The organism is Mycobacterium simiae (assembly GCF_010727605.1).
In the GTDB taxonomy this organism is placed as follows: Bacteria; Actinomycetota; Actinomycetes; order Mycobacteriales; family Mycobacteriaceae; genus Mycobacterium; species Mycobacterium simiae.
The window spans coordinates 1,902,695-1,923,073 of the sequence record NZ_AP022568.1 but is presented as its reverse complement, the minus strand read 5'-3'; the positions used below and the strand labels follow the sequence as shown (position 1 = coordinate 1,923,073).

Below are 20,379 nucleotides of genomic sequence, written 5' to 3'. Positions count from 1 at the left end.
TAAACACCGGGGTCAGCACCACTATTCCGGATCGCGGATGACTACCCGAAAGTGAACGAGAACACCTGCAGACCTTTGCTCACCTGCATGTCGAGTTGATCGCGATGGGCGCCGTCGTCGCCGACGATCTGATGCAGCGTGGGAACACCGCCGATCGGCGTGGTGGTCGTTTGTCCGTCCCGGGTGACGGTGAGGGTGCCGGTACCGCCGACGACGACATAGACGGCCTTGCCCGTGTAGTTGAGCCGAATGGCGGCGTCGTCGCCTTCGGCGGTGGCGCCCTGATCGTCCAGCGTCCACCGGCCACGCAAAGCGAATTTGTCGTTCGGAACTTGCGGCGGGAAGCTGAACGTTGCGGTGCCCGCCGCGTAGCTGCCGTCGCCGCCGTAGTTGCCGGACTTGTCCGGCGCCAGGTAGGTCTCGGGGGTGAGCCTGGTCGTCGGAGTGGTGTCGACGCCGTTCACAGCCCCGGGTAACCGGACATTGGGGTTGGCATCGACCAGTAACTGCCGGATGAACTTCTCGGTGTTGTTGTAGTCGCCCTCACCGAAGCTGGTGTGTCGGATGGTCCCGTTGGCATCGATCAGGTATTCCGCCGGCCAGTACTGATTGTTGAAGGCGTTCCAGGTGGCGTAGTCGTTGTCCAGCGCGATCGGATAGTCGATGTGCAGTCCGGCGGCCCCGCTGGCCACATTTTCGGGAACTCGTTCGAAGGCGTACTCCGGGGTGTGCACCCCGATGACGACCAATCCGCTGTCCCGATACCGGTCGTACCAACCGACCACATGCGGGATGGCGCGCTGGCAATTGATGCACGAGTACGCCCAGAAGTCGATCAGCACCACCTTGCCCCGCAGCGACGCACCGTCCAGCGGCTTGCCGCCCGGGGTATTGAGCCAGCCGGTGATCCCGGTGAGGGCGGGCGCCTGCCCGCACTGCTCGAGGTCGGCAGAACCGTTGCTGCAGTTGGAGATCATGCCGTTGCTCGTCATGCCCTGGTCGAGCTGCAGAATGCTGCCGGCAGTGGTCCGCGGTGCGCTGCTGGGTATCAGCGAGCGCTGGATTTCCTCGGCGCCGAGCCGGTTCTGCATCGCCGTGGTGTAGTCGGGCACGGCGCGCTGCAGCATGGCCGGCAGGTTGAACACCAACGCCACCGCGAGCACGATCATCGTGACGCCGCCGGCGATCTGGACCAGGCGCTGCCGCCGGCGGAAGGCCGCGACGCGTTCGGAGACCTGACGTCCGGCTAGCGCGAAGGCCAACAGCGGCAACGCATTCCCGAGCGCGAACGTTGCGGTCAGCACGACGGTGGAGGGGCCGAGCGACGCCGTGCCGCCGGCGACCACGATCGCGGCCAGTACCGGACCCGCGCAGGGCACATACAACGCTCCCAACGCCAGCCCTAGGCCGAAACCATCTGCGTTGCGGCCGAATTGACGCTGGGGCAGGGCCGCGAACGGCCGCTCGATCAGATGTTGCAGCGGTGGGAAGATCAACCCCAGGCCGATCAGGACCAGCACCACTAGCGCAGCCCACCGGATGGCGTCCTGCGGCAGATGCAACGCCGACAGCAGCGCTGACCCGATCAGCGTGGCCACGCTGAAACTGCACACCAGTCCGGCGATCACCAGATAGGGGCGCATCGCCGAATTCAAGCCGCGAGAGGCGGCCCGGTCGCTGTCCATGCCGGACAGGAAGATCACCGGAAGCACCGGCAGGATGCACGGCGAGATGCCGGTGATCAAGCCGCCGAGAAAACCGATGAGCGCAATGGTGTGCATACAGGTGGTATTCGCAGCCGTGGGGGTTTCGGATGGGATGTCGAAGACTGTGATTTACACGGTAACCGCGTCTGCCGTCCGGGGTAGCGCACGCACGACATCCAGCGTTGCCGGCGGACCGGGAACCGGGCGCGGGCGGGAGCGAACGCGAAGCGGCCACCAGAACCAGCGCCCCAGCAGGGCGGCGATGGCGGGAGTGATGAACGCGCGCACGATCAGCGTGTCGAACAGCAGGCCCAGACCGATGGTCGTGCCCAGTTGGCCGATCACGCGCAGATCGCTGACGACCATGGACGCCATCGTGAAGGCGAACACCAGGCCGGCGTTGGTGACCACCCTGCCGGTACCGCCCATCGAACGGATGATGCCGGTTTTCAGCCCGGCATGGATCTCCTGTCGGAATCGGGACACCAGCAGCAGGTTGTAGTCCGAGCCCACGGCCAGCAACACAATCACCGACATAGCGAGCACCGACCAATGCAGTTGGAAGCCCAGGAGATGCTGCCAGACCAAGACGGACAGGCCGAAGGAAGCGCCGAGGGAAAACGCCACGGTGCCCACGATGACGGCGGCGGCGACGAATGCCCGGGTGAGGATGAGCATGATGACGAAAATGAGGCAGAGCGCACATACTCCGGCGATTATCAGGTCGTAGTTGGCGCCATCGGAAATGTCTTTGAAGACCGCGGCCGTGCCCGCCAGGTAGATCTTGGCATCCTCGAGCGGCGTTCCCTTCAACGACTCCTGCGCCGCCATGCGTATCGCGTCGATGCTCGCGATCCCCGCGGCTGTGGCGGGGTCGCTGCGATGCAAAATGATGAAGCGGGCCGCGTGACCGTTGGGCGACAGGAACGTCCTCATCGCGCGCTGAAAGTTCTTGTTGGAGAACACCTCCGGTGGTAGATAGAACGAGTCGTCGTTCTTGGAGGCGTCAAAAGCATGCCCCATGGCCATCGCGTCTTGGCTCATCTCGTCCATCTGAGCGAAGATCCCGGACATGGTGCTGTGCATGGTCAGGATGGTGGTCCGCATGTTCACCATGGTGCTGATCATCGTGGGTATCTGGGCGAGCAGCTGCGGCATCAACCGGTCCAGATCAGACACGTCACCGGAAAGAGCAGTTAATTTCTCGGTGATCTGGTCGACACCGTCGAGCGCGTTGAACACTGATCCCAGCGACGTGCACAGCGGAATGTCGTAACAGTGCTTGTCCCAGTAGAAGTAGCTGCGGATGGGACGCCAGAAATCTTCGAAATTCGCGATGTTGTCCCGCAATTGGTTGGTGACGTCCACCATTTCGTGGGTGACGCCGTTCATGTCGTGGGTCGCCGTCGCAATCTGGGCGGTAATGGCATACACCCGCTGCATGGCATCGATGGATTGCTGTAGATCGTCGGCTTCCGTCAAGAGGTCGTTCATCCGGTCCCGCTGGTACTTCATGGTTTGCAGCTGGCTGGCGTTTTGCATGCTCAGCTGAAACGGTATCGAGGTATGGTCCATCGTTGTTCCGTCGGGCCTTGTAATGCCTTGTACCCGAGCAATTCCCGGAACCCGGAAGATGCCCTTGGCCAGTCTGTCCAATACCAGTGAGTCGGTAGGGTTGCGCAGATCATGATCCGCCTCGATCAGCAAAATTTCGGGCTTGAGCCGGGCCTGGGAGAAATGGCGGTCGGCCGCCGCGAATCCTTGGTTGGCGGGCAGGGTCGTCGGCAGAAACGCGCGGTCGTTGTAGCTGGCGGTGTACCCGGGCAGCGTGACCAAGCCGATGAGGGCCACCGCGCAGGACGCGGCGAGAATCGGTAGCGGCCAGCGCACCACCACGGTGCCCACCCGTCGCCATCGGCGAGGTTCGATTGCTCTTTTCGGGTCGAACAACCCGAACCGGCTGCCGACGGTCAAGACGGCCGGCCCCAGCGTGAGTGCGACGACGACCGCGACGATCATGCCCACCGCGCAGGGCAGGCCCATGGTGTTGAAATACGGAAGTCGAGCGAAGGCCAGGCAAAAAGTGGCCCCGACAATCGTCAGGCCGGAACCGGCGATCACGTGAGCGGTGCCGCGATAGGTTGTGTAGAAAGCGGTTTCGGGGTCTTCGCCGGACTGCCGGGCCTCTTGGTAGCGTCCGATGAGAAATATCCCGTAGTCGGTTCCGGCGGCGATGGCCAGCGACGTGAGCAGGCTGACCGCGAACGTGGTGAGCCCGATCGAAGTGTTGTGCCCGAGCACCGCGACGGCCGCACGGGCCGCAATTGTTTCGACACCGACCGTCATCAGCAGCAGCACGACGGTGACGATGGAGCGGTAGACGAGCAGCAACACAATGGTAATCACCACGACGCTGGCGACGATCATCTTCAGCATCGACTGGTCGCCGCTTTGATGCATGTCGGTAGCGATCACCGATGCGCCGGTGATCCATACGGTGACGCCGGCCGGTGCGGTCATGCCGTTGACGATCTTGCGGACCGACTCGATGGATTCGCTGGCCAATCGCTCGCCGCGATCTCCGGCGAGATTCACCTCGACGTAGGCGGCTTTACCGTCGTTACTCTGTACGCCCGAGGCGGTTAGCGGATCGCCCCACAAGTCTGGAACGCTTCGCACATATCGGGTTTCGGCGCGCAGCTTAGCGACCAATCGGTCGTAGTACTTGTGGGCGTCGTTCCCGAGGGGGTCCTTGCCCTCGAGCACGATCATCGCCGAATTGTCGGAGTCGCCCTCGTGGAAGACCTTGCCGATGCGCCGCATCGCCTCGTAAGACGGTGCATCGCTGGGGCTCAGGGCGACGGCACGTTCCTGGCCGACCTCTTCGAGGGATGGAACCGAGACGCTCAGGACGACAACCAATGCGACCCAACCCAAGATGATGGGTACCGCAAACCGGTGGATCATCCTGGCCACACGCGGACGCTCTCGTGGCATCGACACGGCGGGATCGACGGCGGCGTGCGCGCTCACGCGGACTTCACCAGGCAGAAGGTATAGGCGTTGACCTCGTGGGAAATGCGCTCGGCTTTGACCTCGCCGTCGATTGTGATCCGGCAGCCGATGCTGTCGCTATTACCTTGCGCGATAAGGTCTCCCAGCGCGCCCGGCTTGGTCATCGTGATGCGCAACGACCACGGTAGCGGCGTCCTATCAAGGCGCTGGGGATCGGAGTTGACGTCGAAATAGCTGATGTCGGCCAGTGTTCCGGTCGTACCGAAAATCTCGTAAACCATCGACTTGGGCTTGAGCAGCTGGGCACCAGCGAGATTGCCACCGGCGTACGACTCCGGCGCCCGCGGGCCGAAGTGACTGTGGACGCGGTACACCACGAGGCCGCCGACGACGAGCACCGTTGTGACGACCAACGGAATCCACAGCCGCGACATGATCCTGAAAATCGCACAACCCCTTCATCGATTGCCGCGACGCAGAGAGCGTCAGAATAGCTAAGGCTTACCTAATAAGCCTCGATCAGTCTAGGGTCGCGGTCCGCGCGCTTCCATTCCGGGTCGCTGTGATGCACGTTACTTTTCCGCGCTAACACCCAGGCCAGTGGCGTGTCGGAAAGAACATACTGTGCGTTATTCAAATCACATGATGTGCGTTACGCTCCGTTCGTGGCGCAACTCACGTTTCAACGCGCCCGCACGGAGGAAAACAAGCGCCGCCGGTCGGCGGCACTCGTGGAGGCCGCGCGCTCGGTGGCACGCGAAACCGGTGTCGCGTCGGTAACGCTAACCGCCGTCGCCGGGCGCGCCGGGATTCACTACTCGGCGGTGCGCCGTTACTTCACCTCACACAAGGAAGTTCTGTTGCATCTGGCCGCCGAAGGTTGGGTGCGATGGTCGGGTGCGGTGTGCGAGGAGCTGGCCGAGCCGGGCCCGATGTCGCCGGCGCGCGTCGCCGAGGCGTTGGCCAGCGGGCTGGCCGCCGACCCGTTGTTCTGTGATCTGCTCGCTAACCTGCACCTGCATCTCGAGCATGAGGTCGAGGTCGAACGAGTCCTCGACATCCGGCAGACGATCTCGGCCGCCGCGCTGGCATTGGCCGACGCCATCGAAGGTGCGCTGCCCGGCCTCGGCCGCTCCGGCGCATTCGACAGCTTGATCGCCGCCTATTCGTTGGCTGCCGCGTTCTGGCAGATCGCCAATCCGCCGCAGCGGCTTGCCGACCAGCCGGGGTCCATCCCGCCCGAGTGGAACATCGATTTTCCCTCCGCTCTTACCCGGGTACTCACTGCCACCTGCATTGGTCTGCTAGCCGAATCGCCCTCAGCGGCCAAGGATTCGGTACGTGCACATCCGGGGCGGTCACCGCACCGCACTGCTGACAGCAATTAGCCCCGGGCTGAGCCGGGGCTAATTCGCGAGGATCAAGGATGAGGATCAAGGATGAGGATCGAGGACTTGATCGAGGACTTGCTTGAGGACTAGGCCCAGTTCCAGACGGACATGTCCCCGGGCGGGTACTGCGTGCAAATGTCGGTGGACTTGGCGACGACGCCCTTGTTGTTGAAGAAGATCTTCATGTGGTTGGGCCAGGCCACCCACAGCGGGTCGGAGACCGGGGCGTAGAAGTTCTCCGAATAGCCGCGGCGGTCCTGCGGCGCCAGGGAGAAGAACCAGTGCGCCTTGTCGATCGTCGCCTGCTGGACGTTCGGGTGGTTGTTGAAGTCGATCATGTACCGCTGGTAGTACACCGGGCTGGTGTCGCGGGTAGCCGCGAGGATCTGCTCGGCGTCGCAGGTCGTGTTGATCATCCGCCGGGGGATGGGGAAGTCTTCCGTGGAGTCGGCGACCGCGGTCTGCGGGAAGGCCACAGCGGCCATAGCGAGGGCAACGGAGACAGCGCCTGCGCGCAGGAAGGAACTGAGCCGAGACATAGCGATAACGGTAGCACTTCAATCGGCGCGCGGGCGAGTCTCGGCCAACTTTTTAGTACGTCTTATTAGCTATCGCCATCAGGGGCGATGACGTGCGACGGATCGGGGCGCAGCTGGGGTGGTGCCTGGCTGTAGTCGCCGAAGGGGCCGTCGCGCCGCTGCACGGCCGCCCGCACCCCCTGAGTTTCGGCGGTGTGGATGAAGTCCAGGGCCTCCGGGGTGTTGCGCATCAGGCCGTCGAGAATGCCGCCCAGCGTCTGGGTGGAAGCCAACCCCATGTTCTCGTAGGCCTGGTTGACGATCAGTTTCTGCGCCTGCAACTGCGACAACGGAATCTGCGCTAGCTCGGCGGCGATCTCGGCGACGCGAGCCTCCAGCCGGTCGAACGGCACCGCCTCGTTGATCAACTCGATCTCGGCGGCCTGCACGCCGGTCAACGGCCGGCCCGTCAGCGAATGCCACTTGGCCTTGGCCAGGCTCAGCCGGTACAGCCACATGCCGGTCAGATAGGCCCCCCACATCCGGCTGTACGGCGTCCCTATCACCGCGTCTTCGCTGGCGACCACGATGTCGGCGCACAGCGCGTAGTCACTGGCGCCGCCGACGCACCAGCCGTGCACTTGGGCAATCACCGGCTTGGATGCCCGCCAGATTGCCATGAACTTCTGCGTCGGTCCGGTCTCGCGGGCGCTGACCATCGCAAAGTCCTTGCCGGGATCCCACTTGCCGCCGGTCATCATGGACTCGCCCCAGTGCTGGAAGCCGCCACCAAAGTCGTAGCCGCCGGAGAAGGCGCGCCCTGCGCCGCGCAGCACGATGACCTTGATCGCCTGGTCCCGCTCGGCCAAGCCGATCGCGGCCTCGATCTCGTCGGGCATCGGCGGGACGATCGTGTTGAGGTGCTCGGGGCGGTTCAGGGTGATGGTGGCGACCGGTCCGGTGGTCCGGTAGAGCAGGGTCTGGAAGCCGGACCCGGTACGCGACGTGGATGCTGGCATGTTCCAAGTGTGAGCCCCACGTGTGGGCTAACGCTCTTCGCCGGGCGGGTCGGGCTCGCGATTCTCCGGACTCGACGCGTAGATCCGATCGCCGATCTTGAGGTAAGGCGTGGTCAGATAGGCCGTCAGCACGACGATGCCGCCGAAGATCAACGTCGTCATCACGCCGTTCGGCCACAGCTGGCCCGTGCCGAACGCGAAGAAGAGGATGCCCAGCGCCGAGGTGCCCCAGTAGAAGTACCGCCCCTTGCGCCGTTCGGCGATGAACCGAAAGCGGGACTGGGCCCAACCGGCGATGATCAGGACCAGTCCCGCCACGACCAAACCGAGTTCGATGATGTCGAGGATCTTCACGCTTGGCCTCCCAGGGTGCGCCACAGGAACGAATAGCTCAGGGCCGCCTTGAACGCGGCCTGCTCGTTGTCGGCCGCGCCGGCATGTCCGCCCTCGATGTTCTCGTACAACCACACCGGGTGGCCGGCCGCCTGCAGCGCGGCCACCATCTTGCGGGCGTGCCCAGGATGCACTCGGTCGTCGCGCGTCGACGTGGTGAACAGCACCGGCGGGTACCGGCGGCTCGCCGAAATGTTCTGGTACGGAGAATATTTGGAGATGAATTCCCAGTCATCCGGGTTGTCCGGGTCACCGTACTCGGCGACCCACGACGCGCCGGCCAGCAACAGGTGGTAGCGCTTCATGTCCAGCAGCGGCACATCGCAGACCAGGGCACCGAACTTCTCCGGATATTTGGTCAGCATGATGCCCATCAGCAGTCCGCCGTTGCTGCCGCCCTGCGCTCCGAGCTGCCCCACCGTCGTGATGCCGCGTGCTACCAGATCGTCTGCCACCGCGGCGAAATCCTCGTCGACCTTGTGCCGGTTCTCCCGCATCGCCTGGGTATGCCAGCCCGGCCCGTATTCGCCGCCGCCGCGGATGTTGGCCATCGCATAGGTGCCGCCACGGGCCAGCCACAGCCGGCCCAACACCCCGCTGTAGCCGGGTGTCCGGGAGGACTCGAAACCCCCGTAGCCGCCAAGCAGGGTGGGCCCGGGCTGGGCGGCGTCTCGCGAACGCACCACGAAATACGGGATCAAGGTTCCGTCCCTGGACGGCACGAAATACTGCTGCACATCCAGGTTCTCGGCGTCGAAAAACGCCGGAGCGGACTTGATCTGCTCGAGTTGGCGGGCATCGGTGCCACGCAACAGCCGCGATGGGGTGTCGAATCCGCTTGAATCCAGGAAGAACTCTTCACCGGTGTCGTCGGCGGCAACGACGACCGTGTTGGTCGCCGGGGGTATCCCGGCAACGACTTCGCGCCGCCACGTTTCGGGCGTGACCATTTCGACCCGGCTGACCACATCGGCCAACGTCACCAGCAAGAGTCGGTCCCGGGTCCACGCGCTCTGATGCAGGCAAGTGTGCTCGTCGGGTTCAAACACGACCCGTAGATCTCTTGTACCGCTGAGGAATTCGTCATACTTGGCGGCCAGCAGGGAGCCGGCTCGGTAGGTGTCGGCGGCAACGGTCCAATCGCTGCGCAACTCGATCAGCAACCACTCACGGTGTACCGACACGCTCGCGTCGGTGGGAACATCGACGCGGAGCAACTCCGAGCCGCGGACTTCGTAGATCTCGGAATTCCAGAAATCGATCGAGCGGCCGGCGAAGCAGCGTTGAAAGCCCGGGGTGCGGTCGACGCTGGCCGACACGCTGACGTCGCTGCGCGTTCCCTCGAAGACGATCTCGGCCTCCTCGACGGGGGTGCCGCGGCGCCACCGTTTGACGATCCGCGGATAACCGGATTCGGTCAGCGAGCCGGGACCGAAGTCGGTGCCCACCAATACCGTGTCCGGATCGGCCCACCCGATGTCGGACTTGGCCTCGGCAAGCGTGAAGCCGTCGGCCCCGGCGTCAATGAACCGCCGTGTTGCCATGTCGAATTCGCGCACGATCACCGCATCCGAGCCGCCGCGCGACAGCTTGACCAGCGCGCGGGTGAACTCCGGGTCGAGCACTGTGGCACCGGCCCACACCCACTTCTGTCCGTCGGCGCGACCCAGGGCGTCCACGTCGATCAGCACGTCCCAGTCGGGCGAGTTGGTGCGGTAGCTGTCCAGCGTGGTGCGCCGCCACAGCCCGCGGGGGTTGCGCGCATCGCGCCAGAAGTTGTACAGGTACTCACCCCGGCGACGGACGTAGGGGATCCGGGCATCGGTGTCGAGAACTTCCCGCGCCTCGGTGCGCATCCGCTCGAAGTCGTCGTCGCAGAACTCGGTCAGGGTGGGTTCGTTGCGTGCCCGTACCCAATCCAGCGCTTTGTCGCCGGTGACATCCTCCAGCCATAGGTAGGGGTCGTCTTGCTCGCGATTCGCGGGTGCGGCAACCTCTGCTGTCATGGAAGCCATTGTGGCCCAGCGGTAGTGTGAGCTGTAGCACAACAGTCGTGCACGAGCCGAACAAGGAGCCGAGAAGATGACCGTTTTCGCACGTCCAGGTGCCGCCGGCGCGCTGATGTCGTACGAGTCGCGGTACGACAATTTCATCGGCGGTCAGTGGGTCGCGCCCGCCCAGGGCCGGTACTTCGAGAACCCGACACCGGTGACCGGCCAAACGTTCTGCGAAGTGGCGCGCTCGGACGAGGCCGACGTCGACAAGGCGCTCGACGCCGCGCACGCGGCCGCCCCCGGCTGGGGCAAGGCCTCCCCGACCGAGCGGGCGGCGGTGCTGAACAAGATCGCCGATCGCATCGAGGCGAACAGGGACGCGTTGGCGGTGGCCGAGGTGTGGGACAACGGCAAGCCGATCCGGGAGGCGCTCGCGGCCGATATCCCGCTGGCCGCCGACCATTTCCGCTACTTCGCCGCAGCGATCCGCGCCCAGGAGGGCTCGCTGTCGCAGATCAACGAGGACACCGTCGCCTATCACTTCCACGAGCCGCTCGGCGTCGTCGGGCAGATCATCCCGTGGAACTTCCCCATCCTGATGGGCGCCTGGAAACTGGCCCCGGCGCTGGCCGCCGGGAACACGGTGGTGCTCAAGCCCGCCGAGCAGACCCCGGCGTCAATCCTGTACCTGATGTCGCTGATCGGCGATGTGATCCCGCCGGGCGTGGTGAACATCGTCAGCGGATTCGGCGTCGAGGCCGGCAAGCCGCTGGCGTCCAGTGACCGGATTGCCAAGGTCTCGTTCACGGGGGAAACCACTACGGGCCGGCTGATCATGCAGTACGCCTCGCAGAACCTGATCCCGGTCACCCTCGAACTCGGCGGAAAGAGCCCGAACATCTTCTTTTCCGACGTGATGGCGGCCAACGACAACTTCCAGGACAAGGCGCTGGAGGGCTTCACCATGTTCGCCCTCAATCAGGGCGAGGTCTGCACCTGCCCGTCGCGCAGCCTGATCCAGTCCGACATTCACGACGAGTTTTTGGAGCTCGCCGCGATCCGCACCAAGGCCGTCCGCCAGGGCGACCCGTTGGACAGCGAGACCATGCTGGGCTCGCAGGCGTCCAACGATCAGCTGGAAAAGATCTTGTCCTACATCGAGATCGGCAAGGGGGAGGGCGCCAAGGTCGTCACCGGCGGTGAGCGCGCGGAGCTCGGCGGCGATTTGTCCGGCGGCTACTACGTGCAGCCCACGATCTTCTCCGGCAACAACAAGATGCGCATCTTCCAGGAAGAGATTTTTGGGCCGGTGGTGGCGGTGACGTCGTTCAGCGACTTCGCCGACGCGATGGGTATCGCCAACGACACCCTCTACGGTCTGGGCGCCGGGGTGTGGAGCCGTGACGGCAACACCGCCTACCGAGCCGGGCGTGAGATCAAGGCTGGCCGGGTGTGGGTGAACTGCTACCACGCCTACCCGCCGCACGCGGCGTTCGGCGGCTACAAGCAGTCCGGATTCGGCCGCGAAACCCACAAGATGGCGCTCGAGCACTACCAGCAGACCAAGAACCTGCTGGTGTCCTACGCGGACAAGGCGCAGGGCTTCTTCTGATGTGCACCGGCGTCGTCGTCACCGCCGCGGCCGCCGATTTGCTGGGCCGGCTCCAAGAGCGGCACGGCCGGGTGATGTTTCACCAGTCCGGTGGCTGCTGCGACGGGTCGTCGCCGATGTGTTACCCGGTTGGCGACTTCGTCGTGGGTGACCGCGACGTCCTGCTCGGGATCCTCGACGTGGGGTCCGAGGGTGTCGAGGTGTGGATTTCGGGCCCGCAGTACCAGGTCTGGAAGCACACCCAGCTGGTCATCGACGTGGTGCCCGGTCGGGGTGGCGGGTTCAGCCTGGAGGCTCCCGAAGGCGTGCGGTTTCTCAGTCGTGGGCGCGTCTTCACCGACGAGGAAAAGGCCCAGCTAGAGACCGAATCGGTGATTACCGGGGCAGGCTACGAGCGGGGTGAGCGCCCCCTGGTTCGCGGTCCGGTGATTGACCCCGTGATTGATGAAGCCGTGCCGGAAACGTGCCCGCCTCGTATTCCGTGACTCAGTAACCTCGATGAGGTGATCCCTTTACCGCGTCCCTGGCTGCTGGCCAGCGCGATGCTGGTAGGCACCGCGGTCGGCCTGCTGGTCGGTGTGGCGCTGACCGTGCTGATTCACACCCCGGTGCGCCCCGATGTGGTGATCGCACTGGTCGTCGGGCTGCCCAGCGTGATGGGGTTGCTGACCATCCTGTTCTCCGGGCGCCGCTGGGTCACGATGCTGGGCACGTTCATCCTGGCGCTGGGTCCCGGCTGGTTCGGGGTGCTGGTGGCCATCGAGGTGACCGCCCATGGCTGACAAGGACGCTGAACAGGGCCCGGCCGGCAACCCAGGCACCGAGCCGTTCGTCCCCGACTTCGACTCCGAGGACACCGGCACGCAAGGATTCGTCCCAGATTTCGACGACACGGGCGCACAGCCGATACCCATCGTCGCCGAGCGTCGGGAAGCCGCGAAGTACACGGCCGAGCCGGACAAACCCGACGTCGCGGCTGCTGCCGAACGGGACGCCGCGCCAACGGAGGTCGAGTCGGTCGGCACGTCGGTGCAGTCGGTCACCGTGCCGGGCCGCTACCAGTACCTGAAGTGGTGGAAGCTGGCGCTGGTGCTCCTCGGCACCTGGGCGGTCACCGCCGAGGTGGGCCTGAGTCTGTTTTATTGGTGGTACCACACCATCGACAAGGCGGCGCCGGTGTTCATGACCCTGGTCTATGTGGTCGCGTGCGTGGTCGGCGCGGTAATGCTGGCGATGGTGCAGGGCAGGCCACTGGTCGCGGCGCTGTCCATCGCGGTGCTGTCCGGGCCGTTCGGTTCGCTGCTCGCCGCGGCGCCGCTGTACGGCTACTACTACTGCGCGCGGGTCGGCCCGCCAGTAAGTCACTGCGTGATCGGCGTCATCCCGTATTGACCGACCGGCCAGGGTAGCCGGGGCCTAGGCGGGCCACGGTGTCGTGCAGCGAGAAGTCGCCGCCCACTAATGTGGGCTCGTGACTTCTCACTATGACGTTGTTGTCCTCGGAGCCGGTCCCGGCGGCTATGTCGCAGCCATCCGCGCCGCGCAGCTGGGCCTGAACACCGCAGTCGTCGAACCGAAGTATTGGGGCGGCGTGTGCCTCAACGTCGGCTGCATCCCATCCAAGGCGCTGCTGCGTAACGCCGAACTCGTGCACATCTTCACCAAGGACGCCAAGACCTTCGGCATGAGCGGCGAGGTGTCCTTCGACTATGGGGTGGCCTTCGATCGCAGCCGCAAGGTGGCCGAGGGTCGCGTCGCCGGCGTGCACTTCCTGATGAAGAAGAACAAGATCACCGAGATCCACGGCTACGGACGGTTCACCGACCCGCACACGCTGTCGGTCGAGCTCAATGACGGTGGCACCGACACCGTCACGTTCGACAACGCCATCATCGCCACGGGCAGCAGTACCCGCCTGGTTCCCGGTACCTCGCTGTCGGAAAACGTGGTCACCTACGAAGAACTGATCATGTCCCGCGAATTGCCGCAGTCGATTGTCATCGCCGGCTGCGGGGCGATCGGCATGGAGTTCGGCTACGTGCTGAAGAACTACGGCGTCGACGTCACCGTCGTCGAGTTCTTGCCGCGGGCGCTGCCCAACGAGGACGCCGAGGTCTCCAAAGAGGTCGAGAAACAGTTCAAGAAACTCGGCGTCAAGATCCTCCTCGGAACCAAGGTGGAATCGATCACCGACGAGGGGTCCGTGGTCCGGGTCGCGGTCAGCAAGGACGGTAAGTCCGAGGAACTCAAGGCCGAAAAGGTGTTGCAGGCCATCGGTTTTGCACCCAACGTGGAGGGCTACGGGCTGGACAAGGCCGGTGTCGCGCTCACCGATCGCCGCGCCATCGGGATCACCGATTACATGCGCACCAACGTCGAGCACATCTACGCGATCGGCGACGTCACCGGCAAGCTGCAGCTCGCGCATGTGGCCGAGGCCCAGGGCGTGGTGGCGGCCGAAACCATCGCCGGCGCAGAGACTTTGGCGCTCGGCGACTACCGAATGTTGCCGCGCGCCACCTTCTGCCAGCCGAATGTCGCGAGCTTCGGGCTCACCGAGGAGCAAGCCCGCGAGGAAGGCTACGACGTCGTGGTGGCCAAATTTCCGTTCACCGCCAACGCCAAAGCACACGGAGTGGGCGATCCCAGTGGCTTCGTCAAGCTGATCGCCGACGCCAAGTACGGCGAGTTGATCGGCGGCCACCTGGTCGGCCACGACGTGTCCGAGCTGCTGCCCGAGCTGACGCTGGCGCAGAAGTGGGATCTGACGGCCACCGAGCTGGCCCGCAACGTGCACACCCACCCGACCATGTCCGAGGCGCTGCAGGAATGCTTCCACGGCCTGATCGGCCACATGATCAACTTCTGAGCCGGTAGATGCTGCGCGGCGAGACCATCCTCGGTGCCCTCGGTGGCGCCGTGACCGGCTATGTGCTGTGGCTGATTGCGATTTCGGTCGTTGGCGACAACGCGACAGCCGGGCACTGGGCCCCGTTGCTGCTGCTGGCGTCGGTGCTGCTGGGCGTCGGGGCCGCGATCTTCGGTTGGCAACTGCGGCGGCGGGGCAAGTACCTGTGGGCGGCGTTCGCGTTCGACTTGCCGATACTGCCGGTGATTTTGACGCTGGCCGTGCTGGTCGACGTGCTCGCCTGAGGTCTTAGCGCGGGTTGTCCAGTTCGATGTTCAGCGCGCTGATCGTTGCCGCGAGTCCGTCGTATTGTGTTGCGAGCAAGCAGAATTCGATCAGACGGCGGCGGTCGAGATGCATGGCCAGCTGTTGCCAGGTGGCGTCGCTGATGGAGCGATTGTTGATCAGTTCGTCGGTCGCGTTGAGCAGCGCCTGCTGACGCGCGCTCAGGATCACGCGGGGGCCGTCACCGGCGGGAGCGTCGGGCCAGGCGAAGATCGCCTCCTGCACCTGCGCGTCCAGACCGAACTGGCGGCCCATCCGCCGATGGTGCTGCAGTTCGTATTCGCTCCCGCGCAAGTGCGCGACGCGCAAGATCACCAATTCGGTGTCGACCCGCGGCAGCCGGCCGCGCAGCAGCCGCCCCCCGTACAGCGACCACGCCCAGAACAGGCCTTGGCGTTGACCGAGCGTGGTGAACAGATGCATCTCCGGCGCGGAGACGGTGCGGGCGGCCAGCTTCGCCAACACCCAGTTGACCGGCCCCAGCCGGCGCAACTTGGTGGACGACGGAATGCGGGCGACCTGGCCCGCATGCTCGCTCACGGCTGCTTCACCAGGTACGGCGACACCGTGCTGCGGTGTTCGTCGAGATCGAGTGCGCGACCGAGCGCCGGGAAGGCCCGCTGCGGACAGTTATCGCGTTCGCAGACACGGCAACCCGCGCCGATGGGGGTGGCCGCAAGGTGGTTGCCGGACAAATCGAGTCCTTCCGAGTAGACGAGCCGGTGCGCGTGCCGCAGTTCGCAGCCCAGCCCGATCGCGAAGGTTTTACCCGGCTGACCATACCGGGCGGCGCGGCGTTCGACGGTACGCGCCACCCACAGGTAGTTGCGGCCGTCGGGCATCTGGGCAATCTGCACCGAGATCTTGCCGGGGTTGGCGAAGGTCTCGTACACATTCCATAACGGGCAGGTCCCGCCGCTCGAGGAGAAGTGAAAACCGGTGGCGGACTGGCGTTTTGACATGTTGCCAGCCCGATCCACCCGAACGAAGGAGAACGGCACCCCTCGCATCGAGGGCCGCTGCATCGTCGAAAGCCGGTGCGCGATGGTCTCGTAGCTCACCGAATAGAACGCCGAGAGCCGTTCGACGTCGTACCGGAAGTTCTCGGCGACGTCGTGGAACTGACCGTAGGGCAGCACTGCGGCCGCGGCGAAGTAGTTCGCCAGACCCAACCGCGCCAACGTGTGCGACTCGGGACTGGTGAACTTGCCGTCCGCGACCATGGTGTCGATCAGGTCGCCGAACTCGAGGTAGGCCAATTCGGCGGCCATCTTGAACACCTGCTGACCCAACGAAAGGTGGTTGCTGATCTCCAGCGTCTTGGTCTTCGCGTCGTAACGGTGCAGCACGGTGTCACCGAGATCGACCCGCCGATTGATGTGCACGCCGTGCACCTCGGTGAGACGGCGGGTCAGCTCGCGGGCCAGGTCGCCCTGGTTGAGCCGAGTGTGGACAGTGAGGTCCTCGGCCGCGGTGTCCAGCTCGTGCAGGTAGTTCTGCCGCTCATAGAAGTAGTCGCGGACCTCTTCGTGCGGCATGGTGATCGAGCCGCTACCGCTGCCGTCGGAATAGCGCTCCTCGGTGGCCGCGGCCAGCTGGGCTGTGGTGAGCCGGTAGCGCCGGTGCAGGTTGACCACCGCGCGGGCCAGTCCGGGATGGGCGTTGACCATGTCGGCGACCTCGGATGGATCGACGTTGATGCCCAAGTCGCGATCCATCGTCACCTCCCGCAACTCGGCGACCAGCCGAGTGTCGTCCTGGGAGGCGAAAAACGTCGCATCCACGCCGAACAGTTCGGTGATGCGCAGCAGCACAGCCACCGTCAGCGGCCGCACGTCGTGTTCGATCTGGTTGAGGTAGCTCGGCGAGATCTCCAGCATTTGGGCCAGGGCGGCCTGGGAGAGCCCGCGCTCGTTGCGCAGTTGGCGAACCCGTGACCCAACGTACGTTTTCGACATTCACCGAGCCTACCTGCGATGCCAAGGCTCACTTAGCAGACTTGGCAAAGCGCTGCGGACCTGGCACGCGTTTGGCGTTTCGGCGTCTCGTTGGCATGATGCGCACGAAGCCCAATGTGAAGGTCAACGGGGGAGCGAAGTCGTGAGCCTGGACAAATCAATGATGCCGGTGCCCGACGGCCACCCCGACGTGTTCGACCGCGAATGGCCGCTGCGCGTCGGCGACATCGACCGCACCGGCCGGCTGCGGCTGGATGCCGCATGCCGGCACATCCAGGACATCGGCCAGGATCAGCTGCGCGAGATGGGCTTCGAGGAAACCCACCCACTGTGGATCGTCCGGCGGACCATGCTCGATTTGCTACAGCCCATCGAGTTCCAGGACATGCTGCGGTGTCGACGGTGGTGTTCGGGCACCTCGAATCGGTGGTGCGAGATGCGGGTGCGCATCGATGGGCGCAAGGGCGGGCTGATCGAGTCGGAGGCCTTCTGGATCAACATCAACCGGGAAACCCAGATGCCGTCGCGCATCTCCGACGACTTCCTCGCCGGGCTGCACAAGACGACGTCGGTGGACCGGCTGCGGTGGCAGGGCTATCTCAAGCCGGGCGGCCGCGACCTGCGAACCGGAGCCGCGGAGATCCACGAGTTCCCGGTCCGGGTGACCGATATCGACCTGTTCGACCACATGAACAACTCGGTGTACTGGAGTGTCATCGAGGACTATCTGGCGTCGCATCTCGCGCTGATGGCCCGGCCGCTGCGCATCACGATCGAGCACGAGGCGCCGGTGGCGCTGGGCGACAAGCTGGAGATCATCTCGCATATCCATCCCGCCGGAACGACCGACCAATTCGGGCCCGGGCTCGTCGATCGGCCTGTTACAACGCTCACATATGCGGTCGGTGACGAGACCAAAGCGGTCGCCGCGCTCTTCAACCTCTAACAGGACAAGCGTCCCGTTAAATTATGGGTTGACCTGCGGATTCTGGTTACTGATCGGTAGCTTCTGAACCGGTTCAGTTACCCCCGATCTTCGCAATCTTCGCAACATCGACGCGACGTCGTGGCCGAAATTGGCAATGAAAATGGGTGGACCTGCATCAACACCCTGTGTCATCGTCGGTTAAGCATACGAGTGAAGTTGAGCCTCAGTCATCGCAAGACGCGCGGTCCCGGCTCAAAAAGAACCATAAGGAGCAAGCCCAATGTCTGATGTTGGCACCCCGAGAAGCGCCGAGCAGATCCAGCACGACTGGGACACCAACCCGCGCTGGAAGGCGATCAGCCGTACCTACACCGCCGAGGACGTGGTGGCCCTGCAGGGCAGCGTCGTCGAGGAGAGCACGCTGGCCCGGCGTGGCGCGGAGGTCCTCTGGAAGCAGCTGCACGAGCTCGAGTTCGTCAACGCGCTGGGCGCGCTGACCGGCAACCAGGCCGTGCAGCAGGTCCGCGCCGGCCTGAAGGCCATCTACCTGTCGGGTTGGCAGGTCGCCGGCGACGCCAACCTGGCCGGCCACACCTACCCCGACCAGAGCCTGTACCCGGCCAACTCGGTGCCGCAGGTGGTGCGCCGGATCAACAACGCGCTGCTGCGTGCCGACCAGATCGCCAAGGTCGAGGGCGACACCTCGGTGGAGAACTGGCTGGCCCCGATTGTCGCCGACGGCGAGGCCGGCTTCGGTGGCGCGCTCAACGTCTATGAGCTGCAGAAGGCGATGATCGCCGCGGGTATCGCCGGTTCGCACTGGGAGGACCAGCTGGCCTCGGAGAAGAAGTGCGGCCACCTGGGCGGCAAGGTGTTGATCCCGACCAGCCAGCACATCCGGACCCTGACCTCGGCGCGCCTGGCCTCCGACGTCGCCGACGTGCCGACCGTGGTCATCTCCCGCACCGACGCCGAGGCGGCGACCCTGATCACGTCCGATGTCGACGAGCGCGACCAGCCGTTCATCACCGGCGAGCGGACCAAGGAGGGCTTCTACCGTGTCCGCAACGGCCTGGAGCCCTCCATCGCGCGTGCCAAGGCCTACGCGCCGTACTCCGACCTGATCTGGATGGAGACCGGCACCCCGGACCTCGAGCTCGCGGCCAAGTTCGCCGAAGGCGTCAAGGCCGAGTTCCCGGACCAGATGCTGGCCTACAACTGCTCGCCGTCGTTCAACTGGAAGAAGCACCTGGACGACGCGACCATCGCGAAGTTCCAGAAGGAGCTGGCCGCGATGGGCTACAAGTTCCAGTTCATCACGCTGGCCGGCTTCCACGCCCTCAACTACGCGATGTTCGATCTGGCCTACGGCTACGCCCGCAACCAGATGAGCGCCTACGTGGAGCTGCAGGAGCGCGAGTTCGACGCCGAGGAGCGCGGCTACACCGCGACCAAGCACCAGCGCGAGGTCGGTGCCGGTTACTTCGACCGCATCGCCACCACGGTCGACCCCACCTCGTCGACGACCGCGCTGGCCGGCTCCACCGAAGAGGGCCAGTTCCACTGACCGTGCGGTAAGCCGGTGACGAGGCGCGGCCGTAGGCTGGCCCGCCGTCATCGAAGGTGCAGCTATTGCGAGATTCCGACCGGATCTTCGCATGGAGTGCACGTTCGGAGCAGTGAAGATCGGCTGAAGTAGCATAGGCCCCGCCCGGCGATCCCGGGCGGGGCCTATTGCGGTCCACGACAACACAATGGAGAAACAGTGAGCGACACAGGTATTGCGCGCGTAGGAGTTGTCGGCGCCGGGCAGATGGGATCCGGGATCGCCGAAGTCTCCGTCCGCGCCGGCGTCGCCGTCACCGTGTACGAGACCACCGACGCCCTCGTCGCCGCGGGGCGAAACCGCATTGTGAAGTCGCTGGAGCGAGGCGTAAGCGCGGGCAAGGTGACCGAGCGCGAGCGGGACCGTGCGCTCAGCCAGCTCACCTTCACCACCGACCTGACAGACCTTGCCGACCGGCAGCTCGTCGTCGAGGCGATCGTCGAGGACGAGGCCGTCAAGGCCACGGTCTTTGCCAAGCTCGACGAGATGATCACCGATCCGGATGCGGTGCTGGCGTCGAATACCTCCAGCATCCCGATCATGAAGCTCGCCGCGGCCACCAAGAATCCGCAGCGGGTGCTGGGCCTGCACTTCTTCAACCCCGTCCCGGTGCTGCCGCTGGTAGAACTGGTCAGCACGCTGGTCACCGACGAGGCAGCCGCGGCGCGCACCGAGGAGTTTGCCAGCGGTGTGCTCGGCAAGCGGGTGGTGCGCTGTTCGGACCGATCCGGGTTCGTCGTCAACGCCCTGCTGGTGCCCTACCTGCTGTCGGCGATCCGGATGGTGGAGTCCGGGTTCGCCACCGTCGAGGACGTGGATAAGGCGGTCGTCGCCGGGCTGTCGCACCCGATGGGGCCGCTGCGGCTATCCGACCTGGTTGGGCTGGACACCCTCAAGCTAATCGCCGACAAGATGTACGAGGAATTCAAGGAGCCGCACTACGGTCCGCCGCCGCTGCTGTTGCGGATGGTCGAGGCCGGCATACTGGGCAAGAAATCCGGCCGGGGCTTCTACACCTACTGAGACACCCGCGCGGCACAACTTCA

The 20,379-nt window shown here is 64.9% G+C and carries 19 protein-coding genes; 10 read left to right on the top strand and 9 right to left on the bottom strand.

What is annotated here, in order from left to right; all coding sequences use genetic code 11:
- Positions 1 to 41: 41 nt before the first annotated feature.
- From G6N33_RS08925 to G6N33_RS08915, 3 genes are read right to left on the bottom strand one after another with little or no spacing between them, the layout of a single operon-like run.
- Complete coding sequence (locus tag G6N33_RS08925) at positions 42 to 1,781, bottom strand: cytochrome c biogenesis protein DipZ (protein ID WP_044509654.1); 1,740 nt, start codon at positions 1,779 to 1,781, stop codon at positions 42 to 44.
- Between the two features lie 54 nt (positions 1,782 to 1,835).
- The gene (locus tag G6N33_RS08920; protein WP_044512790.1) at positions 1,836 to 4,703 is read right to left on the bottom strand and encodes an MMPL/RND family transporter; all 2,868 of its coding nucleotides are present in this window, start codon (positions 4,701 to 4,703) and stop codon (positions 1,836 to 1,838) included.
- A 32-nt stretch (positions 4,704 to 4,735) separates the two neighbouring features.
- The gene (locus G6N33_RS08915; protein ID WP_044509655.1) at positions 4,736 to 5,155 is read right to left on the bottom strand and encodes an MmpS family transport accessory protein; all 420 of its coding nucleotides are present in this window, start codon (positions 5,153 to 5,155) and stop codon (positions 4,736 to 4,738) included.
- Positions 5,156 to 5,368: 213 nt separating this feature from the next.
- Between G6N33_RS08915 and G6N33_RS08910 the strand changes: the two genes are divergently transcribed.
- Positions 5,369 to 6,109 (top strand): TetR family transcriptional regulator, encoded by a 741-nt coding sequence (locus G6N33_RS08910; RefSeq protein ID WP_081662167.1) that lies wholly within the window; start codon positions 5,369 to 5,371, stop codon positions 6,107 to 6,109.
- Positions 6,110 to 6,198: 89 nt separating this feature from the next.
- Here the strand turns inward: G6N33_RS08910 and G6N33_RS08905 are convergent, their stop codons facing one another.
- The 4 genes from G6N33_RS08905 to G6N33_RS08890 form a co-directional block, all read right to left on the bottom strand.
- A complete protein-coding gene (locus G6N33_RS08905) occupies positions 6,199 to 6,651 on the bottom strand; it encodes a DUF5078 domain-containing protein (RefSeq protein ID WP_044509656.1) in 453 nt (150 codons plus the stop codon).
- A gap of 65 nt (positions 6,652 to 6,716) precedes the next feature.
- Positions 6,717 to 7,649, bottom strand: a complete 933-nt coding sequence (locus G6N33_RS08900; protein WP_044509657.1) for a crotonase/enoyl-CoA hydratase family protein — start codon at positions 7,647 to 7,649, stop codon at positions 6,717 to 6,719.
- 27 nt (positions 7,650 to 7,676) lie between these two features.
- Positions 7,677 to 7,997: a hypothetical protein gene (locus G6N33_RS08895; protein ID WP_179962705.1), complete on the bottom strand. Its 321-nt coding sequence runs from the start codon at positions 7,995 to 7,997 to the stop codon at positions 7,677 to 7,679.
- Positions 7,998 to 7,999: 2 nt separating this feature from the next.
- Entirely contained in the window at positions 8,000 to 10,057 is a 2,058-nt protein-coding gene (locus tag G6N33_RS08890; protein ID WP_101528188.1) for a prolyl oligopeptidase family serine peptidase, read from the bottom strand.
- A gap of 67 nt (positions 10,058 to 10,124) precedes the next feature.
- Here G6N33_RS08890 and exaC point away from each other — a divergent pair, with 67 nt between their 5' ends.
- The 6 genes from exaC to G6N33_RS08860 all read left to right on the top strand — a co-directional run bounded on the left by exaC (position 10,125) and on the right by G6N33_RS08860 (position 14,801).
- On the top strand, positions 10,125 to 11,648 hold the full coding sequence (exaC, locus tag G6N33_RS08885) for an acetaldehyde dehydrogenase ExaC (protein WP_101528189.1): 1,524 nt from the start codon (positions 10,125 to 10,127) through the stop codon (positions 11,646 to 11,648).
- Positions 11,648 to 12,133, top strand: a complete 486-nt coding sequence (locus G6N33_RS08880) for a DUF779 domain-containing protein (protein WP_044509660.1) — start codon at positions 11,648 to 11,650, stop codon at positions 12,131 to 12,133. The genes exaC and G6N33_RS08880 overlap by 1 nt, the downstream gene beginning before the upstream one ends.
- A gap of 18 nt (positions 12,134 to 12,151) precedes the next feature.
- On the top strand, positions 12,152 to 12,430 hold the full coding sequence (locus tag G6N33_RS08875) for a putative holin (protein ID WP_044509661.1): 279 nt from the start codon (positions 12,152 to 12,154) through the stop codon (positions 12,428 to 12,430).
- Entirely contained in the window at positions 12,423 to 13,040 is a 618-nt protein-coding gene (locus G6N33_RS08870; protein ID WP_044509662.1) for a hypothetical protein, read from the top strand. The genes G6N33_RS08875 and G6N33_RS08870 overlap by 8 nt, the downstream gene beginning before the upstream one ends.
- Before the next feature lie 79 nt (positions 13,041 to 13,119).
- Positions 13,120 to 14,517 carry a dihydrolipoyl dehydrogenase gene (lpdA, locus tag G6N33_RS08865; protein WP_101528190.1) on the top strand — a complete coding sequence of 466 codons (1,398 nt, stop codon included), beginning with the start codon at positions 13,120 to 13,122 and terminating at the stop codon, positions 14,515 to 14,517.
- Positions 14,518 to 14,525: 8 nt separating this feature from the next.
- Entirely contained in the window at positions 14,526 to 14,801 is a 276-nt protein-coding gene (locus tag G6N33_RS08860) for a hypothetical protein (RefSeq protein WP_044509663.1), read from the top strand.
- A gap of 4 nt (positions 14,802 to 14,805) precedes the next feature.
- On the opposite strand, the gene G6N33_RS08855 is transcribed toward G6N33_RS08860, so the two are convergent.
- Together G6N33_RS08855 and ramB are read right to left on the bottom strand one after the other, a co-directional pair.
- Positions 14,806 to 15,381, bottom strand: a complete 576-nt coding sequence (locus G6N33_RS08855) for a carboxymuconolactone decarboxylase family protein (RefSeq protein ID WP_061558202.1) — start codon at positions 15,379 to 15,381, stop codon at positions 14,806 to 14,808.
- Positions 15,378 to 16,799 (bottom strand): acetate metabolism transcriptional regulator RamB, encoded by a 1,422-nt coding sequence (ramB, locus tag G6N33_RS08850; protein ID WP_044509666.1) that lies wholly within the window; start codon positions 16,797 to 16,799, stop codon positions 15,378 to 15,380. Before ramB ends, G6N33_RS08855 begins: the two co-directional genes overlap by 4 nt.
- A 142-nt stretch (positions 16,800 to 16,941) precedes the next feature.
- Here ramB and G6N33_RS08845 point away from each other — a divergent pair, with 142 nt between their 5' ends.
- The 3 genes from G6N33_RS08845 to G6N33_RS08835 all read left to right on the top strand — a co-directional run bounded on the left by G6N33_RS08845 (position 16,942) and on the right by G6N33_RS08835 (position 20,356).
- Positions 16,942 to 17,745 carry an acyl-[acyl-carrier-protein] thioesterase gene (locus G6N33_RS08845; protein WP_044509667.1) on the top strand — a complete coding sequence of 268 codons (804 nt, stop codon included), beginning with the start codon at positions 16,942 to 16,944 and terminating at the stop codon, positions 17,743 to 17,745.
- A 262-nt stretch (positions 17,746 to 18,007) separates the two neighbouring features.
- Positions 18,008 to 19,294 carry an isocitrate lyase gene (gene aceA, locus G6N33_RS08840; RefSeq protein WP_044509668.1) on the top strand — a complete coding sequence of 429 codons (1,287 nt, stop codon included), beginning with the start codon at positions 18,008 to 18,010 and terminating at the stop codon, positions 19,292 to 19,294.
- 246 nt (positions 19,295 to 19,540) lie between these two features.
- Positions 19,541 to 20,356, top strand: a complete 816-nt coding sequence (locus G6N33_RS08835) for a 3-hydroxybutyryl-CoA dehydrogenase (protein WP_456299197.1) — start codon at positions 19,541 to 19,543, stop codon at positions 20,354 to 20,356.
- Positions 20,357 to 20,379: the final 23 nt, after the last annotated feature.

Coding starts and splice junctions, on each gene's coding strand:
- exaC (WP_101528189.1), top strand. CDS start 10,125: ATGACCGTTTTCGCACGTCCAGGTGCCGCCGGCGCGCTGATGTCGTAC.
- ramB (WP_044509666.1), bottom strand. CDS start 16,799: ATGTCGAAAACGTACGTTGGGTCACGGGTTCGCCAACTGCGCAACGAG.
- G6N33_RS08880 (WP_044509660.1), top strand. CDS start 11,648: ATGTGCACCGGCGTCGTCGTCACCGCCGCGGCCGCCGATTTGCTGGGC.
- G6N33_RS08925 (WP_044509654.1), bottom strand. CDS start 1,781: ATGCACACCATTGCGCTCATCGGTTTTCTCGGCGGCTTGATCACCGGC.
- G6N33_RS08860 (WP_044509663.1), top strand. CDS start 14,526: ATGCTGCGCGGCGAGACCATCCTCGGTGCCCTCGGTGGCGCCGTGACC.
- G6N33_RS08835 (WP_456299197.1), top strand. CDS start 19,541: ATGGGATCCGGGATCGCCGAAGTCTCCGTCCGCGCCGGCGTCGCCGTC.
- G6N33_RS08915 (WP_044509655.1), bottom strand. CDS start 5,155: ATGTCGCGGCTGTGGATTCCGTTGGTCGTCACAACGGTGCTCGTCGTC.
- G6N33_RS08890 (WP_101528188.1), bottom strand. CDS start 10,057: ATGGCTTCCATGACAGCAGAGGTTGCCGCACCCGCGAATCGCGAGCAA.
- aceA (WP_044509668.1), top strand. CDS start 18,008: ATGTCTGATGTTGGCACCCCGAGAAGCGCCGAGCAGATCCAGCACGAC.
- G6N33_RS08905 (WP_044509656.1), bottom strand. CDS start 6,651: ATGTCTCGGCTCAGTTCCTTCCTGCGCGCAGGCGCTGTCTCCGTTGCC.
- G6N33_RS08870 (WP_044509662.1), top strand. CDS start 12,423: ATGGCTGACAAGGACGCTGAACAGGGCCCGGCCGGCAACCCAGGCACC.
- G6N33_RS08920 (WP_044512790.1), bottom strand. CDS start 4,703: ATGCCACGAGAGCGTCCGCGTGTGGCCAGGATGATCCACCGGTTTGCG.
- G6N33_RS08900 (WP_044509657.1), bottom strand. CDS start 7,649: ATGCCAGCATCCACGTCGCGTACCGGGTCCGGCTTCCAGACCCTGCTC.